The organism is Hylemonella sp. GW821-FHT10B10 (assembly GCF_059415585.1).
This window is the reverse complement of sequence record NZ_JBWKNN010000002.1, coordinates 574,023-597,149: the sequence shown is the minus strand read 5'-3', so window position 1 is coordinate 597,149 and position 23,127 is coordinate 574,023. Positions and strand designations below refer to the sequence as shown.

The following is a 23,127-nucleotide window of genomic DNA, read 5'->3' as shown; positions in this document are numbered from 1 at the left end:
AGCATGCGCAAGCAGACATGGGTCCTGGCGGGCACGGTTGTGCTCGCGGCCAGCCTGGCCGCCGGCCCGAGCGCCGCGGTGTCGACGCTGGATGGCTGGCCGTCGCGCACGGTCTACCTGTCCAACGACGCGCCCTTCGTGGTTTTCGGCGTCACGCCCACGCAAGTCGATCGCCGGGCTGCCCAGGTCCAGCTCAGCTTCATCGCCACCGATCGCCTCTCACAGGTCCAGGTCTACACTTTCGTTCGCGACAAGCCGGACAGTCCCACGCTCCTGCGCAGCCAGGTGAGTTGTGGCCCGCGCGAGCCCGGCTCCTGGGATTGCGTGGTGCCGGTGGCCCTCCCGCTCGCCGAGCTGGAAGGCCCGCAGGGCGAGCTGGGCCTGCGCATCGAAGCGCACGGCGACCTACGCAAACCCGGTGAGCACAGCACGGTCCTGGTCAGCTTGCCGGTGGGACGGGCAGAGAACCGGCCAAGCCGCAAAAGCAAGCCCTTCGTACAGCCGCATGCGGCGCCGATGCCCTGAACAGGCTCAGTGACTGATCATCCAGGGCCGCTTCCCCGCAAACGATTTGCTGCCATCAGCCGCCGTCACCGTGGAGCCCCGCTTGCCACTGGTGGAACAACACCCGCAACCCGAGGGATGCTTGAGCCGTCCGTAGCTCCCGTCGCGCGACGATCTCGGGGCGTGGGCCGCACGCTCGTTGGTTTCGTAGGCCTTGCGCGTCTCGCCACTCAGGCAGGCGAGGCGCGGTGCAGCCACGAACACACGCGTGCTGACGGTGCCGCAGTCCGGGCAGCTGCAGGGTTCGTTGCGCTGTGCCAGGCTGCGCAGGGCCTCGAAGCCCCCGCAGCCCGGGCAGTCGTAGTCATAGGTGGGCATGCGGGGCTCCTGCTTACTTGACGTCTTGCGAGATCGGCATCTGGATGCTGCCGTCGATCATCTTCACCGGGCCGGCGGCCGTGGGGTTGATGTCGAAGTCGAAGATCTCGGTCGGCAGCCACAGGGTGGCACAGGCGTTGGGCACGTCCACCACGCCGCTGATGTGGCCCTGCACCGGGGCCGTGCCCAGGATGGAATAGGCCTGTGCGCCGCTGTAGCCGAACTTCTTGAGGTACTCGATGGCGTTCAGGCAGGCCTGGCGGTAGGCCACGTTGACGTCCAGGTAGTGCTGCTTGCCGGCCTCGTCCACCGAGATGCCTTCGAAGATCAGGTAGTCCTTGTAGTTGGGCGTGATGGGGCTGGGCTTGAAGATCGGGTTCTTGATGCCGTACTTGGCCATGCCACCCTTGATCAGATTCACGCGCATGTGGACCCAGCCGGCCATCTCGATGGCGCCGCAGAAGGTGATCTCGCCGTCGCCCTGGCTGAAGTGCAGGTCGCCCACGCTCAGGCCGGCGCCGTCCACATAAACCGGGAAAAACACCTTGGAGCCGCGTGACAGGTCCTTGATGTCGCAGTTGCCGCCGTGCTCGCGCGGCGGCACGGTGCGCGCGCCTTCGGCCGCGACTTTCTTGGCCGCGTCGCCCGAGAGCTTGCCCAGATGGGCGGTGGCGGCAAACGGTGGGTTGGCCAGGCCGGGCACGCGTGTGGGGTCGGTGTCGATCAGTTCCTGCTCGCGTGCATTCCAGGCGTCGAGCATCTTCTTGTCGGGCAGGCAGCCGATGAGGCCTGGGTGGATCAGGCCGGCGTATTCGACGCCAGGCACATGGCGGCTCTTGGTGAACATGCCATTGAAGTCCCAGATGGACTTCTGCGCCAGCGGGAAATGGTCGGTCAGGAAGCCGCCGCCGTTCTTCTTGCTGAAGAAGCCGTTGAAGCCCCAGGGGCTCTCGTCCTTGGCGCCAATGTCCAGCAGGTCCACCACGAGCAGGTCGCCGGGCTGCGCGCCCTTCACGCCCACGGGACCGGTCAGGAAGTGGACGATGGACAGGTCGATGTCACGCACATCGTCGGCACTGTCGTTGTTCTTGATGAAACCCCCGGTCCAGTCGTAGGTCTCGAGGATGAAGTCTTCGCCAGGGTTGACCCAGGCCGCCATGGGAATGTCCGGGTGCCAGCGGTTGTGCACCTGCGGGTTGCTGTAGGCGGATTGTTTGAGGTCGACTTTGATGAGGGCTTCTGCCATGGTGCTTCTCCTTGTGGTCAGGGGTGGTGGAATGAGGGGAGGGGTCAGACGGAAAGGTAGGACTTGATGCGCTTCACATCGGTCTGGTCGCGCGCGGTTTCGTGCACCAGACGGCCGCCTTCGATCACGAAGAGGCGGTCGGCCACGTCCATGGCAAACGACAGCACCTGTTCGGAGACGATGATGGTGATCTCGCGCAGCTTGCGGATCTCGTTGAGCGCCTTGGCGATGTCCTTGATGATGGAAGGCTGGATGCCTTCGGTGGGCTCGTCCAGCAGCAGCACCTTGGGGTTGGTCACCAGAGCGCGGGCAATCGCCAGCTGCTGTTGCTGCCCGCCCGAGAGGTTGCCGCCCTTGCGCCGGCGCATGTCCCAGAGCACGGGGAAGAGGGCATAGATCTCTTCCGGGATCTGCTTGTGCCTGGCGTTCTCCAGACCGGTCTGGATGTTTTCCTCCACGGTCAGCGTCGGGAAAATCATGCGGCCCTGGGGCACGTAGGCAATGCCCTTGGCGACGCGGCGGTAGCTTTCGTCCTTGGAGACGTCCTGTCCGTCGACCAGGATCTGCCCGGACTTGAGTGGCAGCACACCCATGAGGCTCTTGAACAGCGTGGTCTTGCCCATGCCGTTGCGGCCCATGATGGCGACCGTCTCGTTCTTGTTGCTGTCGAAAGAGATGCCGTGCAGGGCCTCGCTCTGGCCGTAGGCCGTGTACATGTCGGTAACTTTGAGCATGTCGTACTCCTGTGTTTCAGTGGCCGAGATAGACGTCGATCACCTTGGGGTCGGCCTGCACCGTGGCCATCGAGCCTTCGGCCAGAATCTTTCCCTGGTGCATCACGGTGACCTTGTGTGCGATCTGCTTGACGAATTCCATGTCGTGTTCGATCACGATCACCGAGCGGTTCTTGCAGATGCGTTTGAGCAGGTCGGCGGTGAGCTCGCGCTCGCGTGCGCTCATGCCGGCGATGGGTTCGTCCAGCATCAGCAGCTCCGGGTCCTGCATGAGCAGCATGCCGATTTCCAGCCACTGCTTCTGGCCGTGCGAGAGCAGGCCGGCTTCCTTCTCCAGCGTGTCGGCCAGGCCGATCTCCTCGGCCACTACCTGCACACGGGCCTTCACCTCGTCGGTGCACTTGAAAGCGAGGGCGCCGAAGACCGAACGGCCCGTGGGGTAGGACACTTCCAGGTTCTGGAAGACGCTGAGGTTCTCGTAGATGGAGGGCGTCTGGAACTTGCGGCCGATGCCGCGGCGCACGCGGATGTGCTCGTCCAGTCTGGTCAGTTCCTCGTTCTTGAACTTGATGCTGCCCCCGCTGGCCTTGGTCTTGCCGCAGATCAGGTCCAGCAGCGTGGTCTTGCCCGCGCCGTTGGGGCCGATGATCACGCGCAGCTCGTTCTTGTCGATGTACAGCGTCAGGCTGTCGATGGCCTTGAAGCCGTCGAAGGAGACCGTGAGGTCTTCCACGGCCAGGGCGAAGTCGGTATTGCTCATGGGGTGCTCCTGTGTGGATGGGTCAGGCGCTCTGGCCGCTCACGGTACCGGTCAGAGGGGGCGTCCGGCTCAGGCTGCTGGTCTGCGTGACGGGGGCCTCGTCGGCCGCGTCGGCTGCCACGGCCTGGCGAATCGCCAGGCGCTCGGCCTGCTTGCGCTTCCACCAGGGCTTGACCTTGGTTTCCCACACACCGGCCAGGCCGTCGGGGAAGGCCATGGTCACGCCAATGAACAGCGAAGCCATCAGGAAGAGCCAGAGGTCGGGGAAACTCTCGGAGAAGTAGGTCTTGCCGAAGTTCACCAGCAGGGTGCCGTAGACCGCACCCACCAGGCTCATGCGCCCGCCGACGGCTGCGTAGATCACCATCTCGATCGAGGGCACGATGCCCACGAAGGAGGGCGACATGAAACCCACCTGCAAGGTGAACAGCGCGCCACCGATGCCAGAGAGCGCCGCGGCCAGGCAGAACACGAAGACCTTGAACATGGCCACGTCGTAACCCGAGAAGCGCACCCGGTCTTCCTTGTCGCGCATGGCCAGCAGCAGGGTGCCCAGCTTGCTCTTCTGGATCCACAGGCACAGGGCGATGCCGCCCAGCAGCAGGAAGGTGCAGAGGTAATAGAGGATGTACTTGGCGCTGTCGGTGCGCGTGTCCCAGCCCAGCACGGTCTTCAGGTCGGTCATGCCGTTGACGCCGCCTGTGTAACCCTGCTGGCCGATGATGAGCACCGTGAGGATCAGCGCCACCGCCTGCGTGATGATGGCGAAGTACACGCCGCCCACGCGCCGCTTGAACATCGCGTAGCTGATGATGAAAGCCAGCAGCGTGGGCAAGGCGATCACCGCGAACAGCGCGAAGGGCAGGTGCTCAAAGGGCTGCCACCACAGGGGCAGGGCCGTGAGCTGGTTCCAGTCCATGAAGTCCGGGATGCCGGGGGTGGACTGGATCTTGGTGGTGATGGGGTCGCTGGCCTCGAGCTTGAGGAACATGGCCATGGCGTAGCCGCCCAGGCCGAAGAACACGCCCTGGCCCAGGCTGAGCACGCCGCCATAACCCCAGACCATGACCAGGCCCAGGGCCACGAAGCCGTAGCTCAGGTATTTGCCCACCAGGTTGAGACGGAAGATGTCGAAGATCAGGGGAAAGGCAACGAGCAGCAGCAGGGCGAGCGTGAGCACGCTGCCCAGGCCCCGCCGGGCGATCCATGTGGTGAATTGGTTCATGCTTGGACTCCTGGAATGAAAAGCGGGATCAGCGGCGCACCTTGCTGGCGAACAGGCCTTGCGGGCGGATCATCAGGATCACGACGATGATGGACAGCGTCAGCACCTTGGCGTTCGAGCCGCTCATGAAGAACTCGCTGATCGATTGCGTCTGCGCGATGCCGAAGGCCGAGGCCACCGTGCCCAGCAGACTGGCCGCGCCGCCGAAGGTCACGACCAGGAAGGAGTCGACGATGTAGAGCGAGCCGCTGGTCGGGCCGGTGGAGCCGATGGTGGTGAAGGCCGCGCCGGCCACACCGGCGATGCCGCAGCCGATGGCGAAGGTCAGGCGGTCGGTCTTGCTGGTGTTGATGCCGATGGCGTTGGCCATCACGCGGTTGCTCACCGTGGCGCGTACCCGCAGACCCCAGCGGCTCTTGTAGAGGGCCAGCAGCACACCGCAGGTCACGAAAGTGGTCAGGCCCAGCACAAAGAGGCCGTTGATCGGAATGTCCAGGCCCTCATGCGGTGCCCAGGAACCCATGAGCCATTCCGGCAGCGTGGGGCTCACCTCCTTGGGGCCGATCGCCGAGCGGAAGACCTGCTGGATGGCCAGGCTCAGGCCCCAGGTGGCCAGCAGCGTGTCCAGAGGACGCTTGTAGAGGAAACGGATCAGTCCCCACTCCACCAGCCAACCCGCAATGAAGGCCAGGCAGAAGGCCGCCGCGATGGCCACCAGGAAGTAGTAGGGCATGAGGTTGGGTGCGTACTTCTCGGTCAGCGTGGAGAAGAGGAAGACCGTGTAGGCGCCGATGGTCATGAACTCGCCATGCGCCATATTGATCACGCCCATCTGGCCGAAGATGATGGCCAGGCCCAGGCCCATGAGCAAAAGGACCGAGAACAGGCTCAGTCCGGCGAAACCCTGCATGAGGGCGATGTCGCGTATTTCAGAAAATTCCATGGTGTCACCTACCTGTCTATCTGTCTGTGTCCGTATCGCGGGTGGCGGCCCCCGGACACCCGGGCAGCCGCCACCTTCCTTCCCCGAGCGATCTGAGGGATTACTGGTAGCCCTTCGGGAAGGGATCGGGTTCGATCAGGTTGGGCGACTCGGACACGACCTTGAACGTTGCATCCTTCTGGCCCTGGGCAATGCGCGACTTGCTCCACAGGTGGTGGTTGTCGTGCAGCTTCACGTAGCCTTCGGGCGCGGTCTTCAGTTCAATGCCGGGCGAGGCGGCCACGACCTTGTCCACGTCGAAGCTGCCGGCCTTCTCGACCGCAGCCTTCCACAGCCAGGGGCCCAGGTAACCGGCCTGCGTCACGTCGCCGATCACCGCGTCCTTGCCGTACTTGGCCTTGAAGGCCGCCACGAAAGCCTTGTTGTTGGCGTTGTCCAGCGACTGGAAGTACTTCATCGAGCTGTAGAAACCCGCGAAGTTTTCGCCGCCCACGCCTGTCATCTCGTCTTCCGTCACCGACAGCGTCAGCAGGAACTGCTTGTCACCGGTGATACCGGCGGCCTTGAGCTGCTTGTAGAAGGCCACGTTGGAGCCGCCCACCACGGCTGCGAAGATGCAGTCCGGCTTGGCGACCTTGATCTTGTTGATCAGGGAGTTGAAGTTGGTGTTGCCCAGCGGGTAGTACTCCTCGCCGACCACCTTGCCCAGCTTGCCCACGGACTCGATGTGCTTGCGCGCGATCTTCATCGAGGTGCGCGGCCAGATGTAGTCCGAGCCGACCAGGAAGAAGGTCTTGGCTTTCTTTTCCTTCGAACCCCAGTCCAGGCCGTAGATGATCTGCTGCGTGGCTTCCTGGCCCGTGTAGATCACGTTCTTGGACTGTTCCAGGCCTTCGTAGAAGGTCGGGTAGTAGAGCAGGCCGTTTTCCTTTTCGAACACCGGCAACACGGCCTTGCGCGAGGCGCTGGTCCAGCAGCCGAAGACGGCGGCCACGTGGTCGTTGACCAGCAGCTTCTTGGATTTCTCGGCGAAGGTCGGCCAGTCGGAGGCACCGTCTTCCTTGATCACCTTGATCTTGCGGCCCAGGATGCCGCCCATGGCATTGATCTGGTCGATGGCCAGCTGCTCGGCCTGGATCGAGCCGGTCTCGGAGATGGCCATGGTGCCGGAAGAAGAGTGCAGCTGGCCCACGATGACTTCGGTGTCGGTCACGGCCAGTTTGGTCGTGTTGACGGCGGAGGTCGCGGGCGCGGCGGCGTGGCCCATGGCGGGCAGGCCGGCCACGGACAGGGCGCCCATGGCCTGCAGGACCTGGCGGCGCTGCAGACCGGTGCTTAGCGGATTGGAAGAGGCAGACGGTTTTTTCATGAGGCACTCCAGTTAGGGAAGAGGGAACCAGGAAACACCTGCGGGAGGTGCGGGCAACACCTTGTCACCACGGCCTTGAGATTAGGGAGAGGGGCCTGTTCGGCCCATACGTCAATCAACGTATCGCACGACAGGGAAGGGTTGGGAACACTTCTTGCAGGTGCACCGGGATGGAACCGAGCTCACCAGAAAGATGCGCGTGAACGCACCGCAAAAGATCTTCCGCATCCGCCGCGACTACAACTCCTGGGTGGCCAACGAGTCGCTGGAGGACTACGCCCTGCGCTACACGCCGCACAGCGCGCGCAAGTGGAGCGAATGGCGCGTGGCCAACACGGCTTTCGGCGGCATGTCCTTCCTGGCGCTGGAAGCCATCGGCGGGGCCATCGCGCTGAACTATGGTTTTGACAACGCGCTGTGGGCCATCCTGGTCATGGGCCTGATCACCTTTCTCACCGGCCTGCCCATCGCCGTCTACGCCGCGCGTTATGGCCTAGACATGGACCTGCTCACGCGCGGCGCGGGTTTCGGTTACCTGGGTTCCACCGTCACCTCGCTGATCTACGCCAGCTTCACCTTCATCTTCTTCGCGCTGGAGGCGGCCATCATGGCCCTGGCCCTGCAGATGGTGCTGGACTGGCCCCTGGTCTGGTGCTACGTGCTGTCCTCGCTGGTCATCATCCCGCTGGTGCTGCACGGCATCACCTTCATCTCCCGCCTGCAGACCTGGACACAACCGCTGTGGGTGGTGCTGCTGCTCTGGCCCTTCTTCTGGTTCCTCGTGGAGCAGCCGCAGCTCTACCGTGAATTCACGGGCCTCTCGGGCCTGAGTTCGGGCAGCAGCGAGTTCGAGCCCCTGATGTTCGGCGCCGCGGCCACCGTGGCCTTCTCGCTGGTCGTGCAGATTGGCGAGCAGGTGGATTACCTGCGTTTCATGCCCCAGCGCACCGCGGCCAACCGCTGGCGCTGGTGGGGCTGCGTGCTGGCCGCCGGCCCGGGCTGGATCGTGCCGGGCATGCTCAAGATGATGGGCGGCGCCTTCCTGGCCTTCGTGGCCCTGCAGTTCGGCGCGATGCCGGGCCACGCGGCCGAACCCACGCAGATGTACCTCGTGGGTTACATGCGCTCGCTGGACAACTCTACTCTGGCGCTGGCGCTCACCGTGGTCTTCGTGGTGATCTCGCAGGTCAAGATCAACGTCACCAACGCCTACGCGGGCTCGCTGGCATGGAGCAACTTCTTCGCGCGACTCACGCGCAGCCACCCGGGGCGGGTGGTCTGGCTGGTCTTCAACGTCATCATCGCCATGCTGCTCATGACCCTGGGCGTCTTTGGCGCGCTGGAGAAGGTGCTGGGCCTGTATGCCAACGTGGCCATCGCCTGGGTCGGCGCCCTGGTGGCCGACCTGGTCATCAGCAAGCCCTTGGGCCTGAGTCCCAAGGGCGTGGAATTCCGCCGCGCCTACCTCTACGACCTCAATCCCGTGGGCCTGGGCGCCATGGGCCTGGCCGCGGTGCTGGCCTGTGTGGCCTATGCCGGCCTGCTGGGTGTGTGGGCCGAAGCCTTCGCGCCCTTCATCGCGCTCTTCACCGCCATGCTCACCGCGCCGCTGCTGGCCTGGGCCACCAAAGGGCGCTATTACCTCGCGCGGCACGACGCCTCGCCCTGGAAACCCGGCGAGGTGGTGCGCTGCAGCGTCTGCGAGAACCAGTTCGAGAGCGCCGACATGGCCAGTTGTCCCGCCTACGGCGCGCCGATCTGCTCGTTGTGTTGTTCTCTTGAATCACGCTGCCACGACCGCTGCAAGACTCAGTCCCGCGCGGCCGACCAGCTGCGTGATGCGCTGGCCGCCTTCCTGCCGGCCAGCCTGAACAAGAGCTACAACTTTCGTGTGGCGCAGTACTTCGCCGTCTTCCTGGGCCTGTCCGCGATCATGGCCTTCCTGCTGGGCGTGGTCTACGTGCAGGAGAGCCTGCAGGCCCCGGCCGAGGCCCTGCGCGAGCCTTTCATCAAGGCGTTCTCCCTGATGGCCCTGCTGGCCGCCGTGTGTGCCTGGTGGGTGGTGCTGGCCACCGAAAGCCGGCGCATGGCGCACGACGAGTCCGAGCGCCAGACCCAGTTGCTGCAAAAGGAAATCGACGCACACATGCGCACCGATGAAGCCCTGCAGAGTGCCAAGGAAGTGGCCGAATCCGCCAGCCAGGCCAAGACGCGTTACGTGGCCGGCATGACGCACGAGCTGCGCACCCCGCTCAACAGCATCCTGGGTTACGCGCAGATCCTGCTGCGCGGCAACGAGTTGCAGGGCAGCCCGCGCGAGATGGTCACCACCATGCAGCAAAGCGGCCAGCATATGCACGCACTGATCGACGGCCTGCTGGACTTGGCCCGCATCGAGGCCGGCCGCCTGCGCCTGGACCCGGCGCCCCTGCCTTTCCCCGAATTCCTCTCCGAGCTCGCGCGCATGGTGCAGCCCCAGGCCGAGGGCAAGGGCCTGGCCTTCCGCCTGGAGACCCAGGGTCGCGTGCCCGCCTGGGTGCAGGCCGACGCCAAGCGCCTGCGCCAGATCCTCATCAACCTGCTGGCCAACGCCGTGCGCTTCACGGACCGCGGCAGCATCGTCTTTCGCGTGAACTGCCGGCACGAGGTGGTGCGCTTCGAGGTGGAAGACACAGGCATCGGCATCGCCCCGCAGGACCAGGAGCGCATCTTTCAGCCTTTCGAACGCGGCAGCGCGGGCCGGCGCACCAGCGAATCGGGCACCGGCCTGGGCCTGACCATCACGCACCTGCTCACCGAGCTCATGGGTGGCGAACTCAGCCTGCGCAGCGTCGTGGGCCAGGGCAGCACCTTCAGCGTGCGCCTCTACCTGCGCGAGATCGAGCCCCCGGCCGTGTCCACGGTGCGCCACCTGCGGCCCATCGTGGGTTACCTCGCGCCACGCCGCACCCTGCTGGTGGTGGACGACCAGCCTATCCAGCGCCAGCTGCTGGCCAGCTTGCTGCTGCCCCTGGGTTTCATCGTGCGCGAGGCTGCCAGTGGCCGCGAGGCGCTGGAGATCCTGCAGCAGCACCACCCCGACGCCGCGCTGCTCGACATCAACATGGACGACCTCAACGGCTGGCAGACCGCGCAGCTCATACGCACAAGCAGCCCGGCGCAGCTGCCCATCATCTTCGTCTCGGCCGACCCCTTCGAGAACCGCCCCGAACTGCTGGCCGCCGTGGGCGCGCAGGGCTTCGTGAGCAAGCCCGTGATCGAGTCCGAGCTGCTGGACCTGCTGGCCCGTGTGCTGCAGCTGGAATGGGTACACGAAACCCAGCGCCTGGCCGCGGCCACACCCGATGGCGCCACGTCCCTGCCCCTGCCGGCTGAGCTGCGACAGAGTTTGATCGCGCTCGCACGCCTGGGCAATGCCAGCGGCCTGCGCAGCCTGCTGCGCAACAGCGCGCAGGAGGCGCCGGCCATTGCCGACGTGCTGCAGGCCCTGGTGGTGCATGTGGACCGTTTTGACTTCACCGCCCTGATTGCCCGCCTGAAAGAGACCGAAGATGAATCCGCCTGAGCTTGTTCCTCCGTCCACTGTCTCCAGCGTGGTGCTGGTGGTGGACGACGCGCCCGACACCCTGCGCATGCTCTGCGACGCGCTGGCCATCGAGGGCTATACCGTGCTGGTGGCGCGTGATGCCATCGAGGCGCTGCAGCGTTTCGAGATGGCTGTGCCCGACGCCGTGCTGCTCGACGCCATCATGCCTGGCGACGACGGCTTCACACTCTGTCGCCGCCTCAAGGGCGTGCCCTCCTGGGCCCACGTGCCCGTGATCTTCATGACCGGCCTGGCCGAGACCGAGCAGATCGTCGAAGGTTTTGCCAGCGGCGGGGTGGACTACGTCGTCAAGCCGCTGAAGATCCCCGAGGTGCTGGCCCGCCTGGCCACCCACCTACGCAATGCGCACGTGAGCCGCCTCGCGCGCGAGGCGGTGGACGTGGCAGGCCTGGGCGTCATGCTGCTGGACACGCAGGGGCGCATCGCCTGGCGCTCACCGCAGGCCATGCGCTGGCTCGGCCAGGCCCTGGGCCCCGAGCAGGACGACGCGGCCCAGCGCCAGTGGCTGCAGCAGGTCGTGCATCAGGGCGAGACCCTGGCCCCGCTGCCCGACGGCGGCCAGCTGCAGGCCCGCCACCTGGGCCAGGGCGGCCCGGGTGAAATCATGGTGCTGTTGCGCCGTGTGGCCCCTGCGGCCGACCCCACGCAACGCCGCCTCTCCGTGGCCGCGCTCACCCCGCGCGAGACCGAGGTGCTGTCCTGGCTGGCCAAGGGCAAGACCAACCGCGATATCGGCGACATCCTGGGCATGAGCCCGCGCACGGTGAACAAGCACCTGGAACACATCTTCGAGAAGCTGGGTGTGGAGACGCGCACGGCGGCGGCGGCGATTGCGAGCAGCTTGTTGCAGGAGGGATAGGCCGGACCACAAGCTTTGGGCGAACCTGGCGAAGCCTGCTATAAAACAGGCACTTCAATGCACTGGGAGGCACGCGCATGAACATACGCCCATGGGATACCGCACCCTTGCGGTCCGAGGCCCCCTATGCGCCGCTTTAGCCTCGCCTTCGTGTTTTTCCTCTGCTTCGGCGTGGCCGCCTACGCTGTAGGCATGTACGGCTTCGGCCCGGGGGCGGAGAACCTGCACCCGGACATGAAGGCCGTGTTCCAGATCCATCCCATCGGCATCGGCACCCATATCTTCGCGTCGGCTTTGGCCCTGCTGCTGGGGCCCTTCCAGTTCTCCCAGGGCCTGCGTGCCCGGCGGCCCAGGCTGCACCGTTGGATGGGGCGCATCTACCTGGGCATCGCCGTGGCCGTTGGCGGAACAGCGGGCCTGTACATGAGCTACTACGCCTTCGGTGGCCTGCCAGGCAAACTTGGTTTTGCCGCCCTGGCCCTGGCCTGGCTCTATACCGGGGCGAGGGCCTACGCCGCAGCCAGGGCACGCGACTTCACCGCCCACCGTCGCTGGATGATCCGCAACTTTGCCCTCAGCTTTGCGGCCGTCACCCTGCGCCTGTACCTGCCGCCTGTTTTCATCTTCCAGCTTCCCTTCGAGTCGGCTTATGCCGTCATCGCCTGGGCTTGTTGGTTGCCCAACCTGCTTGTCGCGGAGTGGCTGACCAGGCCGGCAGTGGCCGCGCAGGCCTGAAGCCGAGCATTCGCACAAGGAGACCATCGTGCATCCACAGATGATTCTGGTGGCCGGTCCGTATCGCTCTGGCACCAACGATGATCCAGTGCGCGTCGCTGAGAACGTTGCCGCCATGACGCAAGCGTCCCTGCAGTTGTTCCGCGCGGGCCATCTTCCCGTCATGGGCGAGTGGTTCGCCTTGCCGCTCATCGAACACGCTGGCTCCACCGGCATAGGCGACCCCGTGTTCAATGAAATCTTCCATCCCATCTCGCGGCGCCTGGTCGCCAGGTGCGATGGTTGCCTGCGGATCGGTGGGGCATCGGTCGGGGCGGACGAAATGGTGGCGCTGGCCCGGCAGTGTGGCAAGGCCGTTTACTTTTCTCTGGAAGAAATCCCGCCTGCTGTTTAGTTGGTGACATTCAGGCGTGGCCGAGGCGAGCGCAAAGAGGGCTGATGGCAGAAAGTGCCGTAACGCCTGTCATCTCTCCATCTGGCCCTGCGTTGGCGGTTCGCCGGTCTCAGCTCGCGGCACACTTTCTGCTTCTTCCCCTGCGTCTTCTCCCAGAAAGGAAGCGCTATGGAAAAGAAAACCATCACACTGGTTCAGGAATCCTGGAGCAAGGTTGTGCCCATCGCGGGCGTGGCAGGCAACCTCTTCTACAAAAACCTTTTCGAGGCCGATCCCAGCCTGAAGAAGTTGTTCAAGGGAGATGTGGAGCAGCAGGCGGCCAAGCTGATGCAGATGATCACCGCCGCCGTGGGCAAGCTCCACGATCTGGACACGCTGGTGCCCATCCTCCAGCAGCTGGGCCAGCGCCACACGGGTTACGGGGTGCAGACGGCCCACTACGACACCGTCGGCGCCGCCCTGCTCAAGACCCTGGAGCAGGGGCTGGGCGCGGCCTTCACGCCGGACGTCAAGCAGGCCTGGGCCCAGGTCTACGGGGTGATGACCAGCGTGATGACGGCGCCCGCCAAGGGCTGAAGACCACCAAGCCAGACCGCCCCCCGCCCTGAGCTGGGGCGGTGTGGCACGTTTTCTGCACTGTCCAGGGGCATGGACACCCCGGTACATACGCCCATTGACTCTGCTGCGCTGCCGCATGCGCCGGCGGCCGTGCAGTCCATCGTCAAGATCCGGCGTGACTACAACAGCTGGGTGGGCCGCGAGACCATGGAGGACTATGCGCTGCGTTACACGCCGCAGCGCTTCCGCAAGTGGAGCGAATGGCGGGTGGCCAACACGGCTTTTGGCGCGGCGTCTTTTCTGATCCTGGAGGCGGTGGGTGCCACGCTGCTGGTGCAGTACGGCTGGGCCAATGCCTTCTGGGCCATCCTGGCCACGGGGCTCATCATCTTCCTCGCCGGCTGGCCCATCAGCGTCTATGCCGCGCGTTATGGCGTGGACATGGACCTGCTCACGCGTGGTGCGGGTTTTGGCTACATCGGCTCCACCATCACCTCGCTGATCTACGCGAGCTTCACTTTCATCTTTTTCGCGCTGGAGGCGGCCGTCATGGCCTATGCGCTGGAGCTGGCCCTGGGCATCCCGCCCAGCTGGGGTTACCTGATCTGCGCCCTGGTGGTCATCCCCCTGGTCACACACGGGGTCTCGGCCATCAGCCGCCTGCAGGTCTGGACCCAGCCGCTGTGGCTGCTCATGCTGGTCGTGCCTTTTGCCTATGTGCTGGCCCTGGACCCGAACGCGTTTTCGGGCGTCGTGCACTACAAAGGTGAGAAAGGTCAGAGTTCTGACTTCATATTGCCCCTCTTTGGTGCCGCTTTGACGGTGGGCATCGCCCTCATCACCCAGATGGGCGAGCAGGCTGACTACCTGCGCTTCATGCCGGCCCGCACGCAGGCCAATCGCAAGCGCTGGTGGTTTGGTGTCATGGCGGGTGGGCCGGGCTGGGTGATCCTGGGCGTGGTCAAGATGCTGGGCGGGGCGCTGCTGGCCTACCTGGCCATCACGCACTCGGTGCCGACGGACCGCGCCGTGGACCCCAACCAGATGTACCTGGCCGCCTATGAGTACGTCTTTCCCAACTACGGCTGGGCCGTGGCAGCCACGGCCCTGTTCGTGGTGATCTCGCAGCTCAAGATCAACGTCACTAACGCCTACGCGGGGTCTCTCGCCTGGAGCAACTTCTTCTCGCGCCTCACGCACAGCCATCCGGGGCGGGTGGTCTGGGTGGTGTTCAACACGCTGATCGCCTTCATGCTGATGGAGATGAACGTCTTCCAGGCCCTGGGCGATGTCCTGGGCCTGTACAGCAACATCGCCATCGCCTGGATGATGGCCGTGGTGGCCGACCTGGTGATCAACAAGCCCCTGGGCCTGTCGCCCAAGGGCATCGAGTTCAAGCGCGCGCACCTCTACGACATCAACCCCGTGGGTGTCGGTGCCATGACGCTGGCGTCCATCCTCTCGGTCACAGCCTACCTGGGCCTGTTCGGTCCGCTGGCCCAGGCCTTCTCGGCGCTGATCGCGCTGGGCACGGCCTTTGTGGCCGCGCCGCTGATCGCCTGGGCCACGCGCGGGCGCTACTACATTGCACGGCAGAGCGAACCGCTGGTTGAAGCCGCAACCAACGAAGGCCCCTATGCCCGCTACGGCGTGCGCCGCTGTGTGATCTGCGAAGGTGAATACGAAGGCCCGGACATGGCGCATTGCCCAGCCTACCAGGGACCCATCTGCTCGCTTTGCTGCACGCTGGATGCGCGTTGCGGCGACATGTGCAAACCCCAGGCCAGTCTCTCGGCCCAGTGGATAGGCATGTTGCAGCGCCTGCTGCCGCGCAGCCTCTGGCCCTATCTGGACTCGGGGCTTGCGCACTTCCTGCTGCTCATGCTGGTCACCGTGCCGCTGCTGGCGGGCGTGTTCGGTCTGTTCTACCAGCAGGAGCTGCAGGCCCTGGGGCAGGTCTATGCCGACAGCGAGTTGCCCGCTTTCATGCAGACCGCCTTGCGCAGCGGTTTTCTCAAGACCTACATGGCGCTGCTGCTCATCGCGGGCATGGCGGCCTGGTGGGTGGTGCTGGCGCACAAGAGCCGGCAGGTGGCGCAGGAAGAATCCAACCGCCAGACGGCCCTGCTCATGCGCGAAATCGAACTGCACCAGCAGACCGACGCGGCCCTGCAGGACGCACGCCGCGCCGCCGAGCGCGCCCAGCACCAGGCCGAGCAGGCCAACCAGGCCAAGAGCCGCTACATCAGCGCCATCAGCCACGAGCTGCGCACGCCGCTCAACAGCATCCTGGGTTACGCGCAGCTGATGGGCGAAGACCCGCAGGTGCCCGCGCACCGCAAGCACGCGGTGCAGGTGATCCGCCGCGGGGGCGAGCATTTGCTCACGCTGATCGAAGGCACGCTGGACCTGGCGCGCATCGAATCGGGCAAGCTCACGCTGGACCTCAAGCCCATGGACTTCGCCGCCTGCGTCCACGAACTGGCCGCCATGTTCGAGCTGCAGGCTGCGGCCAAGGGCCTGGCCTTCAACTTCACGCCGCTGTCCGTGCTGCCCGAGCGGGTGCGCGCCGACGAGAAGCGCGTGCGCCAGATCCTCATCAACCTGCTGGGCAATGCCATCAAGTTCACGGCGCAGGGCGAGGTGACCTTCAGCGTGCGCTACGCACGCGAGATGGCCTACATCGACATCCGCGACACCGGCCCCGGCATGACGCTGCAGGAAACCGAGCGCCTGTTCGAACCTTTCACGCGCGCCGCTTCCTCGCAGGGCACCCCAGGCGCCGGCCTGGGCCTGACCATTGCCAAGATGCTGACCGACCTGATGGGCGGCGAACTCACCGTGCAGAGCACCCAGGGCCTGGGCTCGGTCTTCCACGTCAAGCTCTTCCTGCCCGAAGTGCATGCCGCGCTGCCTTCGGCCAAACCCGTGGTGACCAAACCGCCACGCCGCGGTTACGCGGGCGCGCGCCGCCATGTGCTGGTGGTGGACAACGAGGAGCCTGACCGCGAGATGCTCACCCAGCTGCTCGTGCCTCTGGGCTTCGTGCTGCGTACCGCAGCCAGCGGGCACGACGCACTGGACCTGCTGGCCGCGGGTTACCGCCCCGATGTGGTCTTCATGGACCTGGCCATGCCCGGCATCGACGGCTGGGAAACCATACGCCGCCTGCGCCGCTTGAACGGCCTGGCCAAACTGCCCGTGGCCGTGGTCTCGGCCAACGCCTTCGACCAGGGTCTGGAGAACGACGCCGGCATCACCCCCACCGACTTCATCACCAAACCCATACGCCACAGCGAGCTGCTCGACTGGCTGGAGCGCCGCCTGCACCTGCAGTGGACCGTGCGACCCGAGCCCGTGGCGGTGCCAGCGCCACCGTCCGCACCCTTGCTACCGCCGGGCAACGAACGCCTGGCCGAGTTGCGCGAGCTGGTGGTGCTGGGCTATTACCGCGGCATCGTGCGCCTGCTGGACGATATCGAGGCGCAGAACCCGGCGCACCACAGCTGGGTGGAGCAGGTGCGGGTGCTCACACGCGAGTACCGCTTCGACGCAATCCTTCCCCTGCTAGAGTCTGCGGCGGAGACCCCATGAACGCCATGAACGAGACGCTGGACCAGGCCCTCAACCGCGCGCACAGCGACGTGGTGCTGATCGTGGACGACGTGCCCGACAACCTTTCGCTGCTGCACGACGCGCTGGACGAGTCGGGTTGCACCGTGCTGGTGGCGCTGGACGGTGCCTCAGCCCTGCAGCGCGCGGTGCAGGCGCGGCCCGACATCGTGCTGCTCGACGCCATGATGCCCGGCATGGACGGCTTCGAAGTCGCGCGCCGCCTCAAGGCCGACCCCGCCACCGCCCACATCCCCATCATCTTCATGACGGGCCTGACCGAGACCGAGCACCTGGTGGCCGCGCTGGAGGCCGGTGGCACCGACTACGTGACCAAACCCATCCGGCCGAAGGAAGTGCTTGCGCGCATGCAGGTGCACCTGCAGGGCGCGCGCGAACGGCGCCAGGCGCGCAATGCGCTCGACGCCTTCGGTTACGCCAGCATCACCGTGCGCCTGGGCGACGGCCGCCTCATGTGGCAGACCCCGCTGGCGCGTGAGCTGATGCAGCGGTATTACGGCGTCAGCGGCCCGAACGTGCCCGAACCCGTGCTGTCCTGGCTGCGCCGCAGCGTGGCCCACCTGAACGAGGTGCAGGCCCGTGGCGAGACCCTGGCCGAGCCGCCGCGCCTGTCGCTGGAGCATGGCCCCAAGCGCCTGACCTTCCGCCTGCACCAGCGCAACGACGATGCCGGCGCCCCCGACACAGGCGGCGACTGGCTGCTCATCATGCAGGAGGCCTCAGACGAAAGCGTCATCGAAGCCATCTCCCTGAGCTTCCGACTCACGGCCAAGGAGGCCGAAGTGCTTTACTGGGTGATCAAGGGCAAGATCAACCGCGACATCGGCGACATCCTGGGCAGCAGCCCCATGACGGTGAAGAAGCACCTGGAGCGGGTCTATGCCAAGCTGGGTGTGGAGACGCGCACGGCGGCGGCGGCGCTGGCGCTGGGGCGCATACGGCAGTTGCATCCGCAGTTTGAGGGTTGAAATAAGATGCGGTCATGTCATTTCTTATTTCGATGGCACTGCCGTTTCTCGTTGCATTCCTAATCTCTATCATCACCCCATGGATGTGGCGTCGTGTGCTTGCGTCGCCGGTTAAGTTTGGGGTGTTTTCCTTTCTGATGTTGCTGGGCCTGCATCGTGTCATCCAGGCGCTGGTGGAGCTTTGGAAGTCGCTGCAGTTGAGCGGTTATTTTCTAGAGTACGAGAAGTCACCTGCTGCGATCGAACTGATCATGAGGCAGTTGACGATTGAGGCACTGGTGGTTTCGCTGATGCTGGTCATTACCGGTATTCCCATCCTCTATGCCTTGCGTCGAGCCATGGGCAGGTAAACCGTCTCATCTATGGCCACCCAGTACTACACCGCCACTAGCCTCGACGGTTTCATCGCCACCGAAGACAACTCCCTGGAGTGGCTGTTCCCCCTGGGCAATGTGAACGACACGAGTTACCCGACTTTCATCAACGAAGTCGGCGCCCTGGCCATGGGCTCGTCCACTTACGAGTGGATGCTGCGCCACGCGCAGACCGTCACGGCCGAGACCGGCTCACCCTGGCCCTATGCGCAGCCCACCTGGATCTTCTCCAGCCGCAAGTTGCCGGCCATTCCCGGTGCCAATCTGCATTTCGTGCAGGGCGACGTGCGGCCCGTACACGCGGCCATGCTGAAGGCGGCGGGTGAGACGAACCTCTGGGTGGTGGGCGGGGGTGACCTGGCGGGGCAGTTTTACGACGCGGGCCTGCTGGACGAAATGATCGTGCAGATCGGTTCGGTGACGTTGGGTCAAGGCAAGCCCCTGTTCCCGCGCCGGCTCACGAGCCCGCCGCTGCGGCTGGAATCTGTGCGCCAGGTCGGTACGGGCTTTGCCGAGTTGCGTTACAAGGTGCCCAAGCCCGCGGTTTGATGTCCGCCGGTCCTCGGCCTTCAATGCCTGCGCGTCGCTTCAGCCGCCGGTTGCGTGCTGGGCCGCTTCGATCTCCTGCGCCAGGGTCTTGCCGAGTTCGACGCCCCACTGGTCATAGGGGTGCACGCCCCAGATGGCCGCCTGACAGAACACCTTGTGCTCGTACAGGGCGATCAGTGCGCCCATGCTGCGCGGCGTGAGCGCGTCGATCCACAGCGTTGTGCTCGGCACATTGCCAGGGTAGCTGCGGTGCGGGGCCAGGCGGTGCACCTCGGCTTCGGCCAGTCCCTGGGCGCGCAGCGCAACTTCGGTTTCCTCCAGGGTACGTCCCAGCGCGAGCGCTTCGGCCTGAGCCTGCATATTGAGCAGCACCACGCGGTGGTGCTCGGCCGCCAGCGGCAGCGGGCTGCGCTCGGTGCGCAGGCCGATGAAGTCGATGGGCACGAGGTGCCGGCCCTGGTGGATCAGCTGGAAGTAGGCGTGCTGGCCGTCAATGCCCAGGCCGCCCCAGAGCACGGGAGCGGTCTGCACCTGCACGGGTGAACCGTCGACATGGGTGCTCTTGCCGTTGGACTCCATCTCCAGCTGCTGCAGGAAGGGGGCGAGCTTGCCCAGCGGCGAGGCATAGGGCGCGATATTGAGCGAATGCGCGCCGAGGAAGTTGCCGTTCCAGATGCCGAACAGCGCCATCAGCAGGGGCAGGTTCTCTGCCGGCGGTGCGTTGAGGAAATGCTCGTCCATTGCGCGCGCGCCGAGCAGCATGTCCTGGAAAGCGAAGGCGCCGATGGCCATGGCCAGGGGCAGGCCGATGGCCGACCAGACGGAGTAACGTCCGCCCACCCAGTCCCAGAGCCGGAAGATGTGTTCGGGCGCGTAGCCCTGCTGCATGGCCAGTTCGGGGTGTGCCGTCACGGCGATCAGGTGCCGTGCCAACTGGTCTTCGGGGCAACCACCGTCGAGCAGCCAGCGGCGTGCCGAGTGCGCCAGCGTCAGCGTCTCCTGGGTCGTGAAGGTCTTGCTCTGCACGACAAAGGCCGTTCGTGCGGGGTCCAGCGTGGCCAGCACGGTGTACAGGCTCCAGGCGTCCACGTTGGAGACGTAATGCACACGCACCTTGTCGGCAAAGCTCTCACGCGTGAGGTGGCTCAGCGCCTCTGTGGTCATGCGCGGCCCCAGGTCGGAGCCCCCGATGCCGAGGTTGACCACATCGGTGATCGACTCGTTGCGCCAGCCCAGCAGCTTGCCCTCGCGCACGCGCTCGGCAAACACGCAGACCCGCTGCAGCTCTTCGGCGACCTGCTTGGAGATGGCGCTGCCCCAGGGCGGGCGCGGCACATGGCTGCCACGCAAGGCCACATGCAGTGCTGCGCGTCCTTCGGTGGCGTTGACAGGTTCACCACGGAACAGGGCCTGGGCCTGGGCCCGGACCCCGGAGGTCTCCGCCAGCTCCAGCAGGGCGGCGAGCACGGCGTCGTCCACCCGTTGCCGGCTGTAGTCGATGCGCAGCCCTGCCCCGTCTGCGTGGTAACGGTCCGAGCGCGACGCATCCTGCAGCAGATGACGCAGATGCAGGGTGGGCCGGGCCGCCAGGCTTTGCAGTGTCTTCCAGGCGGGGCGGTCTTGCGGCGGGATGAAAGGGTGTGTCATCTTGGTCATCTTGATTTCCTAACCAGGTCCTTGCCTGTGACGCTGGCCAGTCCTTCGGCCAGGCCGCGTGGTTGCCAGGCCAGCAGAGATTTTGCCCGGCTATTGCTGAGCCGGATATCCTGGCGCATCAGGCGCAGCAGAGAAGGGGGGATGGCGGGCGGGGGCAGCACCCTGCCACCGCTTGCGCGTGCGCAGAGCAGCTCCAGGACCTTGAGCGGCGGCGCCAGCAGGCGGGTCTCCAGCCTGAGCCAGCGCGACGAGATCCGGGGCACAGGGACGGCGCCCAGTGCAATGCCGTAGGCGATGAAATACTCGTTCCAGCTGGGCGGGCTGTCCATCACCAGGTTGAAGGCCTGCCCAGCAGCCTGCGGGGCACGCAAGGCCAGCAGGGCCGCATCGGCCACGTCGTCCACATGAACGAGGTTGCAGGTGCCGTCGCCGGCCACGCCGAGGTCACCCAGCCGGCGGGCGCGCAACCAGCGGGCCACCCGCCCGGTCCAGACCTGGCCACCCGGGCCGTATTCGACACCTGGGCGCAGGATGACTGCGTTGCTGTAGCCGCTGGCCAACTGTTCGGCCAACACGCGGGCCGCGGCATAGGCGCCGAGTTCGGGGCTCAGCGCGGCGGCTTCGGTGATGTTGCCTTCCACGTTGCCATAGACGGTCATGGAACTCAGGTGCACAACACGGGGGGCGCGGGGCAGCCTGGCCAGCGCCCCATAGAGTGCTCTTGCCGAAGCCTCGATGACATGGGGTGAGGGGCCGCTGCAATGGACGACGGCGTCGAAGTCCGGCAGCACGCGGGCCAGGTCATCCTCCCGGCTTGCATCGACGCGCAGTGACGGGACCTGGCCGCGCAAGTTCACGGGCAGCGGACGGTCGTCGGCGCTGGGCCGGGCCCAGCCGCAATCTGCAAGCTGGGCAAGGATGGCGCTCGCGATGAAATCGTCCGCACCGGTGACCAGCACTTTCATGTGCGCCCCCCCGTCTTCAGGTGGGCACCGAGGCGCAGCGCCAGGGCCACGATGGTCAGCGTCGGGTTGGCCTGGCTCGATGTCGGGAAGACGGCCGAGCTGGCAATGTAGAGGTTGTCCACCGCATGGACGCGGCAGTCCTGGTTGACCACGCTGGTGCGTGGATCGGTGCCCATGCGGGTCGTGCCGATATGGTGGCCGCCGTACGCGCCGTAGCGGGTCATCTCCAGTTCGACCTCATCGGGTTGGTAGTCGAGGGTGCCGACCCCGCTGGCTGCGATGTCCTCGGCCAGCAGGGCCAGGGCACGACGCACCGTTTGAACATCCTTGGGGGTATAGCGCCAGTCGATGTGGAGTTGGGGCATGCCCAGTTCGTCGCGCGCGTCGGGGTGCAGTGTGACGCGGCTGTCCGGGTTGGGGACCTGCTCGGCATGGAAATCGATGCTGTACAGATTGCCGCGCGACTTGATGATGATGGACGGGAACTTGCGCGCCGCGAGCTTGCGGTCGCGCAGCATGTGCCAGGCGAAGGCGAAGGCGTCGAAGGGGCGGAGGGCCACGTTGCGGACGTGCTTGAACCAGGTCAGCCACGTGGCCTGTTCGTCACCGTGCAGGCGCTTGGCGTACTCGTAGGGGATCAGCGGCTTGGCCAGGGCCAGCAGCGAGAGCACGGCGCTGCGGTGGTCCGGGTCTGTGATGCGCGGGTGGTGCAGGCGGGCGATGAAGTTGCCCAGGCCCAGCTGGCGCTGGACGGCGGGCTCGAGTGTGAGCCGGCGTCGGCAGTAGACCCCTTCGTCGGAAACGTCGTAGCCATGGTGCACCCGGTCCGGCGTACCGCGAATCCGCAGCGTGCCTATGGTCCCGGCCAGGTGGCACATATAGTACCGGCCGACTTGGTCGTGTGCGTTGCCGATGCCGCGCGGGTCCTGCCCGCGGCTGGCCAGCAGCAGCCGGGTGACTTCCAGGCCGCCGGTGGCGAGCACAAAGCGTGCTGCCCGGACCTGGAGCTTGCGGCCGGCCAATGTGCGCAGGTCGAGATGCGTCACACGTGTTCCGCCGACATCAAGCTGGATATCGGTCACATTGGCGTCCAGCAGCAACCTTAGTTTGGGCGCCTTTTCGAGGCGGTGCCGGTAGCGGGTGCCGAAGTCTGTCGGGCAGCTGAAGCGCTCCAGCCCGTCGGTTGAAAAACGTTCGCTGGTGAAGCCGTCGATGACGGGGCGCAAGGGTTGCCGGAAGGCCTGCTGCGCGCTGTAGACAAAAGGCCCGGCCTCGCACAGCGCATTCGCGCGGGCATAGTAGGGATCGAGCTCTTCGCGACCGAAGGGCCAGCCGCTGTTTGCGAGGTAGTCGCGCGACTCGAAGTCGATCGGGTCGAAGGGCATGCAGCGACCGCCCCAGATGGTGGTGGATCCGCCGAAGCGGCGCTGGCGATAACGGGCCGGCGGGCTGTGCAGCGCCTCGTTGGCAACCGAGCCCTGGTAGAGGTTCTGCGTACGGAGGTCTTCCTCCAGACCGCCGGACTCCAGCAGTACGACGTCCAGCCCCGAGTCGGCAAGCTCCAGGGCCAGCGTGATGCCGGCCGCGCCAGCGCCGACGATGCACAGATCGGCCTGCAGATCGGCAGGGATGCTGGGGTCGTTGGCGCTGAGGATCATCTTCGTAGCTTT

20 protein-coding genes are annotated in these 23,127 nt (G+C 65.7%); 10 read left to right on the top strand and 10 right to left on the bottom strand.

The window, feature by feature from the left end; genetic code table 11:
* Positions 1-3 precede the first annotated feature (3 nt).
* On the top strand, positions 4-525 hold the full coding sequence (locus AC07NT_RS13000; RefSeq protein WP_498598623.1) for a hypothetical protein: 522 nt from the start codon (positions 4-6) through the stop codon (positions 523-525).
* A gap of 6 nt (positions 526-531) precedes the next feature.
* On the opposite strand, the gene AC07NT_RS12995 is transcribed toward AC07NT_RS13000, so the two are convergent.
* The 7 genes from AC07NT_RS12995 to urtA all read right to left on the bottom strand — a co-directional run bounded on the left by AC07NT_RS12995 (position 532) and on the right by urtA (position 7,159).
* Positions 532-882 (bottom strand): FmdB family zinc ribbon protein, encoded by a 351-nt coding sequence (locus AC07NT_RS12995; protein ID WP_498598624.1) that lies wholly within the window; start codon positions 880-882, stop codon positions 532-534.
* 13 nt (positions 883-895) lie between these two features.
* Positions 896-2,128, bottom strand: a complete 1,233-nt coding sequence (gene fmdA / locus AC07NT_RS12990) for a formamidase (protein WP_498598625.1) — start codon at positions 2,126-2,128, stop codon at positions 896-898.
* Positions 2,129-2,172: 44 nt separating this feature from the next.
* The gene (urtE, locus tag AC07NT_RS12985; RefSeq protein WP_498598626.1) at positions 2,173-2,862 is read right to left on the bottom strand and encodes an urea ABC transporter ATP-binding subunit UrtE; all 690 of its coding nucleotides are present in this window, start codon (positions 2,860-2,862) and stop codon (positions 2,173-2,175) included.
* 16 nt (positions 2,863-2,878) lie between these two features.
* Complete coding sequence (gene urtD, locus AC07NT_RS12980) at positions 2,879-3,622, bottom strand: urea ABC transporter ATP-binding protein UrtD (RefSeq protein ID WP_498598627.1); 744 nt, start codon at positions 3,620-3,622, stop codon at positions 2,879-2,881.
* 22 nt (positions 3,623-3,644) lie between these two features.
* Entirely contained in the window at positions 3,645-4,847 is a 1,203-nt protein-coding gene (urtC, locus tag AC07NT_RS12975) for an urea ABC transporter permease subunit UrtC (protein WP_498598628.1), read from the bottom strand.
* Between the two features lie 28 nt (positions 4,848-4,875).
* Complete coding sequence (urtB, locus tag AC07NT_RS12970) at positions 4,876-5,790, bottom strand: urea ABC transporter permease subunit UrtB (RefSeq protein WP_498598629.1); 915 nt, start codon at positions 5,788-5,790, stop codon at positions 4,876-4,878.
* Between the two features lie 100 nt (positions 5,791-5,890).
* On the bottom strand, positions 5,891-7,159 hold the full coding sequence (urtA, locus tag AC07NT_RS12965; RefSeq protein WP_498598630.1) for an urea ABC transporter substrate-binding protein: 1,269 nt from the start codon (positions 7,157-7,159) through the stop codon (positions 5,891-5,893).
* A 193-nt stretch (positions 7,160-7,352) separates the two neighbouring features.
* Here urtA and AC07NT_RS12960 point away from each other — a divergent pair, with 193 nt between their 5' ends.
* The 9 genes from AC07NT_RS12960 (at position 7,353) to AC07NT_RS12920 (ending at position 18,836) form a co-directional block, all read left to right on the top strand.
* Positions 7,353-10,724, top strand: coding sequence for a hybrid sensor histidine kinase/response regulator (locus AC07NT_RS12960; protein WP_498598631.1), 3,372 nt, complete (start codon positions 7,353-7,355; stop codon positions 10,722-10,724).
* Positions 10,711-11,625, top strand: a complete 915-nt coding sequence (locus AC07NT_RS12955) for a response regulator (RefSeq protein ID WP_498598632.1) — start codon at positions 10,711-10,713, stop codon at positions 11,623-11,625. Before AC07NT_RS12960 ends, AC07NT_RS12955 begins: the two co-directional genes overlap by 14 nt.
* Positions 11,626-11,751: 126 nt before the next feature.
* Entirely contained in the window at positions 11,752-12,360 is a 609-nt protein-coding gene (locus AC07NT_RS12950) for a DUF2306 domain-containing protein (RefSeq protein ID WP_498598633.1), read from the top strand.
* 28 nt (positions 12,361-12,388) lie between these two features.
* Positions 12,389-12,754 (top strand): DUF4406 domain-containing protein, encoded by a 366-nt coding sequence (locus AC07NT_RS12945; protein ID WP_498598634.1) that lies wholly within the window; start codon positions 12,389-12,391, stop codon positions 12,752-12,754.
* Positions 12,755-12,922: 168 nt separating this feature from the next.
* On the top strand, positions 12,923-13,330 hold the full coding sequence (locus AC07NT_RS12940; protein WP_498598635.1) for a globin family protein: 408 nt from the start codon (positions 12,923-12,925) through the stop codon (positions 13,328-13,330).
* 72 nt (positions 13,331-13,402) lie between these two features.
* Entirely contained in the window at positions 13,403-16,906 is a 3,504-nt protein-coding gene (locus AC07NT_RS12935) for a hybrid sensor histidine kinase/response regulator (protein WP_498598636.1), read from the top strand.
* A 5-nt stretch (positions 16,907-16,911) separates the two neighbouring features.
* Positions 16,912-17,913 (top strand): response regulator, encoded by a 1,002-nt coding sequence (locus AC07NT_RS12930; protein WP_498599159.1) that lies wholly within the window; start codon positions 16,912-16,914, stop codon positions 17,911-17,913.
* A 14-nt stretch (positions 17,914-17,927) separates the two neighbouring features.
* Positions 17,928-18,263: a hypothetical protein gene (locus AC07NT_RS12925; protein ID WP_498598637.1), complete on the top strand. Its 336-nt coding sequence runs from the start codon at positions 17,928-17,930 to the stop codon at positions 18,261-18,263.
* Between the two features lie 12 nt (positions 18,264-18,275).
* Positions 18,276-18,836: a dihydrofolate reductase family protein gene (locus AC07NT_RS12920; RefSeq protein WP_498598638.1), complete on the top strand. Its 561-nt coding sequence runs from the start codon at positions 18,276-18,278 to the stop codon at positions 18,834-18,836.
* Between the two features lie 39 nt (positions 18,837-18,875).
* On the opposite strand, the gene pgi is transcribed toward AC07NT_RS12920, so the two are convergent.
* The 3 genes from pgi to AC07NT_RS12905 are packed head-to-tail and all read right to left on the bottom strand — an operon-like array spanning position 18,876 to position 23,115.
* A complete protein-coding gene (pgi, locus tag AC07NT_RS12915; protein WP_498598639.1) occupies positions 18,876-20,492 on the bottom strand; it encodes a glucose-6-phosphate isomerase in 1,617 nt (538 codons plus the stop codon).
* Positions 20,489-21,457 carry an NAD-dependent epimerase/dehydratase family protein gene (locus AC07NT_RS12910; RefSeq protein WP_498598640.1) on the bottom strand — a complete coding sequence of 323 codons (969 nt, stop codon included), beginning with the start codon at positions 21,455-21,457 and terminating at the stop codon, positions 20,489-20,491. Before AC07NT_RS12910 ends, pgi begins: the two co-directional genes overlap by 4 nt.
* Positions 21,454-23,115 carry an FAD-dependent oxidoreductase gene (locus AC07NT_RS12905; protein ID WP_498598641.1) on the bottom strand — a complete coding sequence of 554 codons (1,662 nt, stop codon included), beginning with the start codon at positions 23,113-23,115 and terminating at the stop codon, positions 21,454-21,456. Before AC07NT_RS12905 ends, AC07NT_RS12910 begins: the two co-directional genes overlap by 4 nt.
* Positions 23,116-23,127 lie beyond the last annotated feature (12 nt).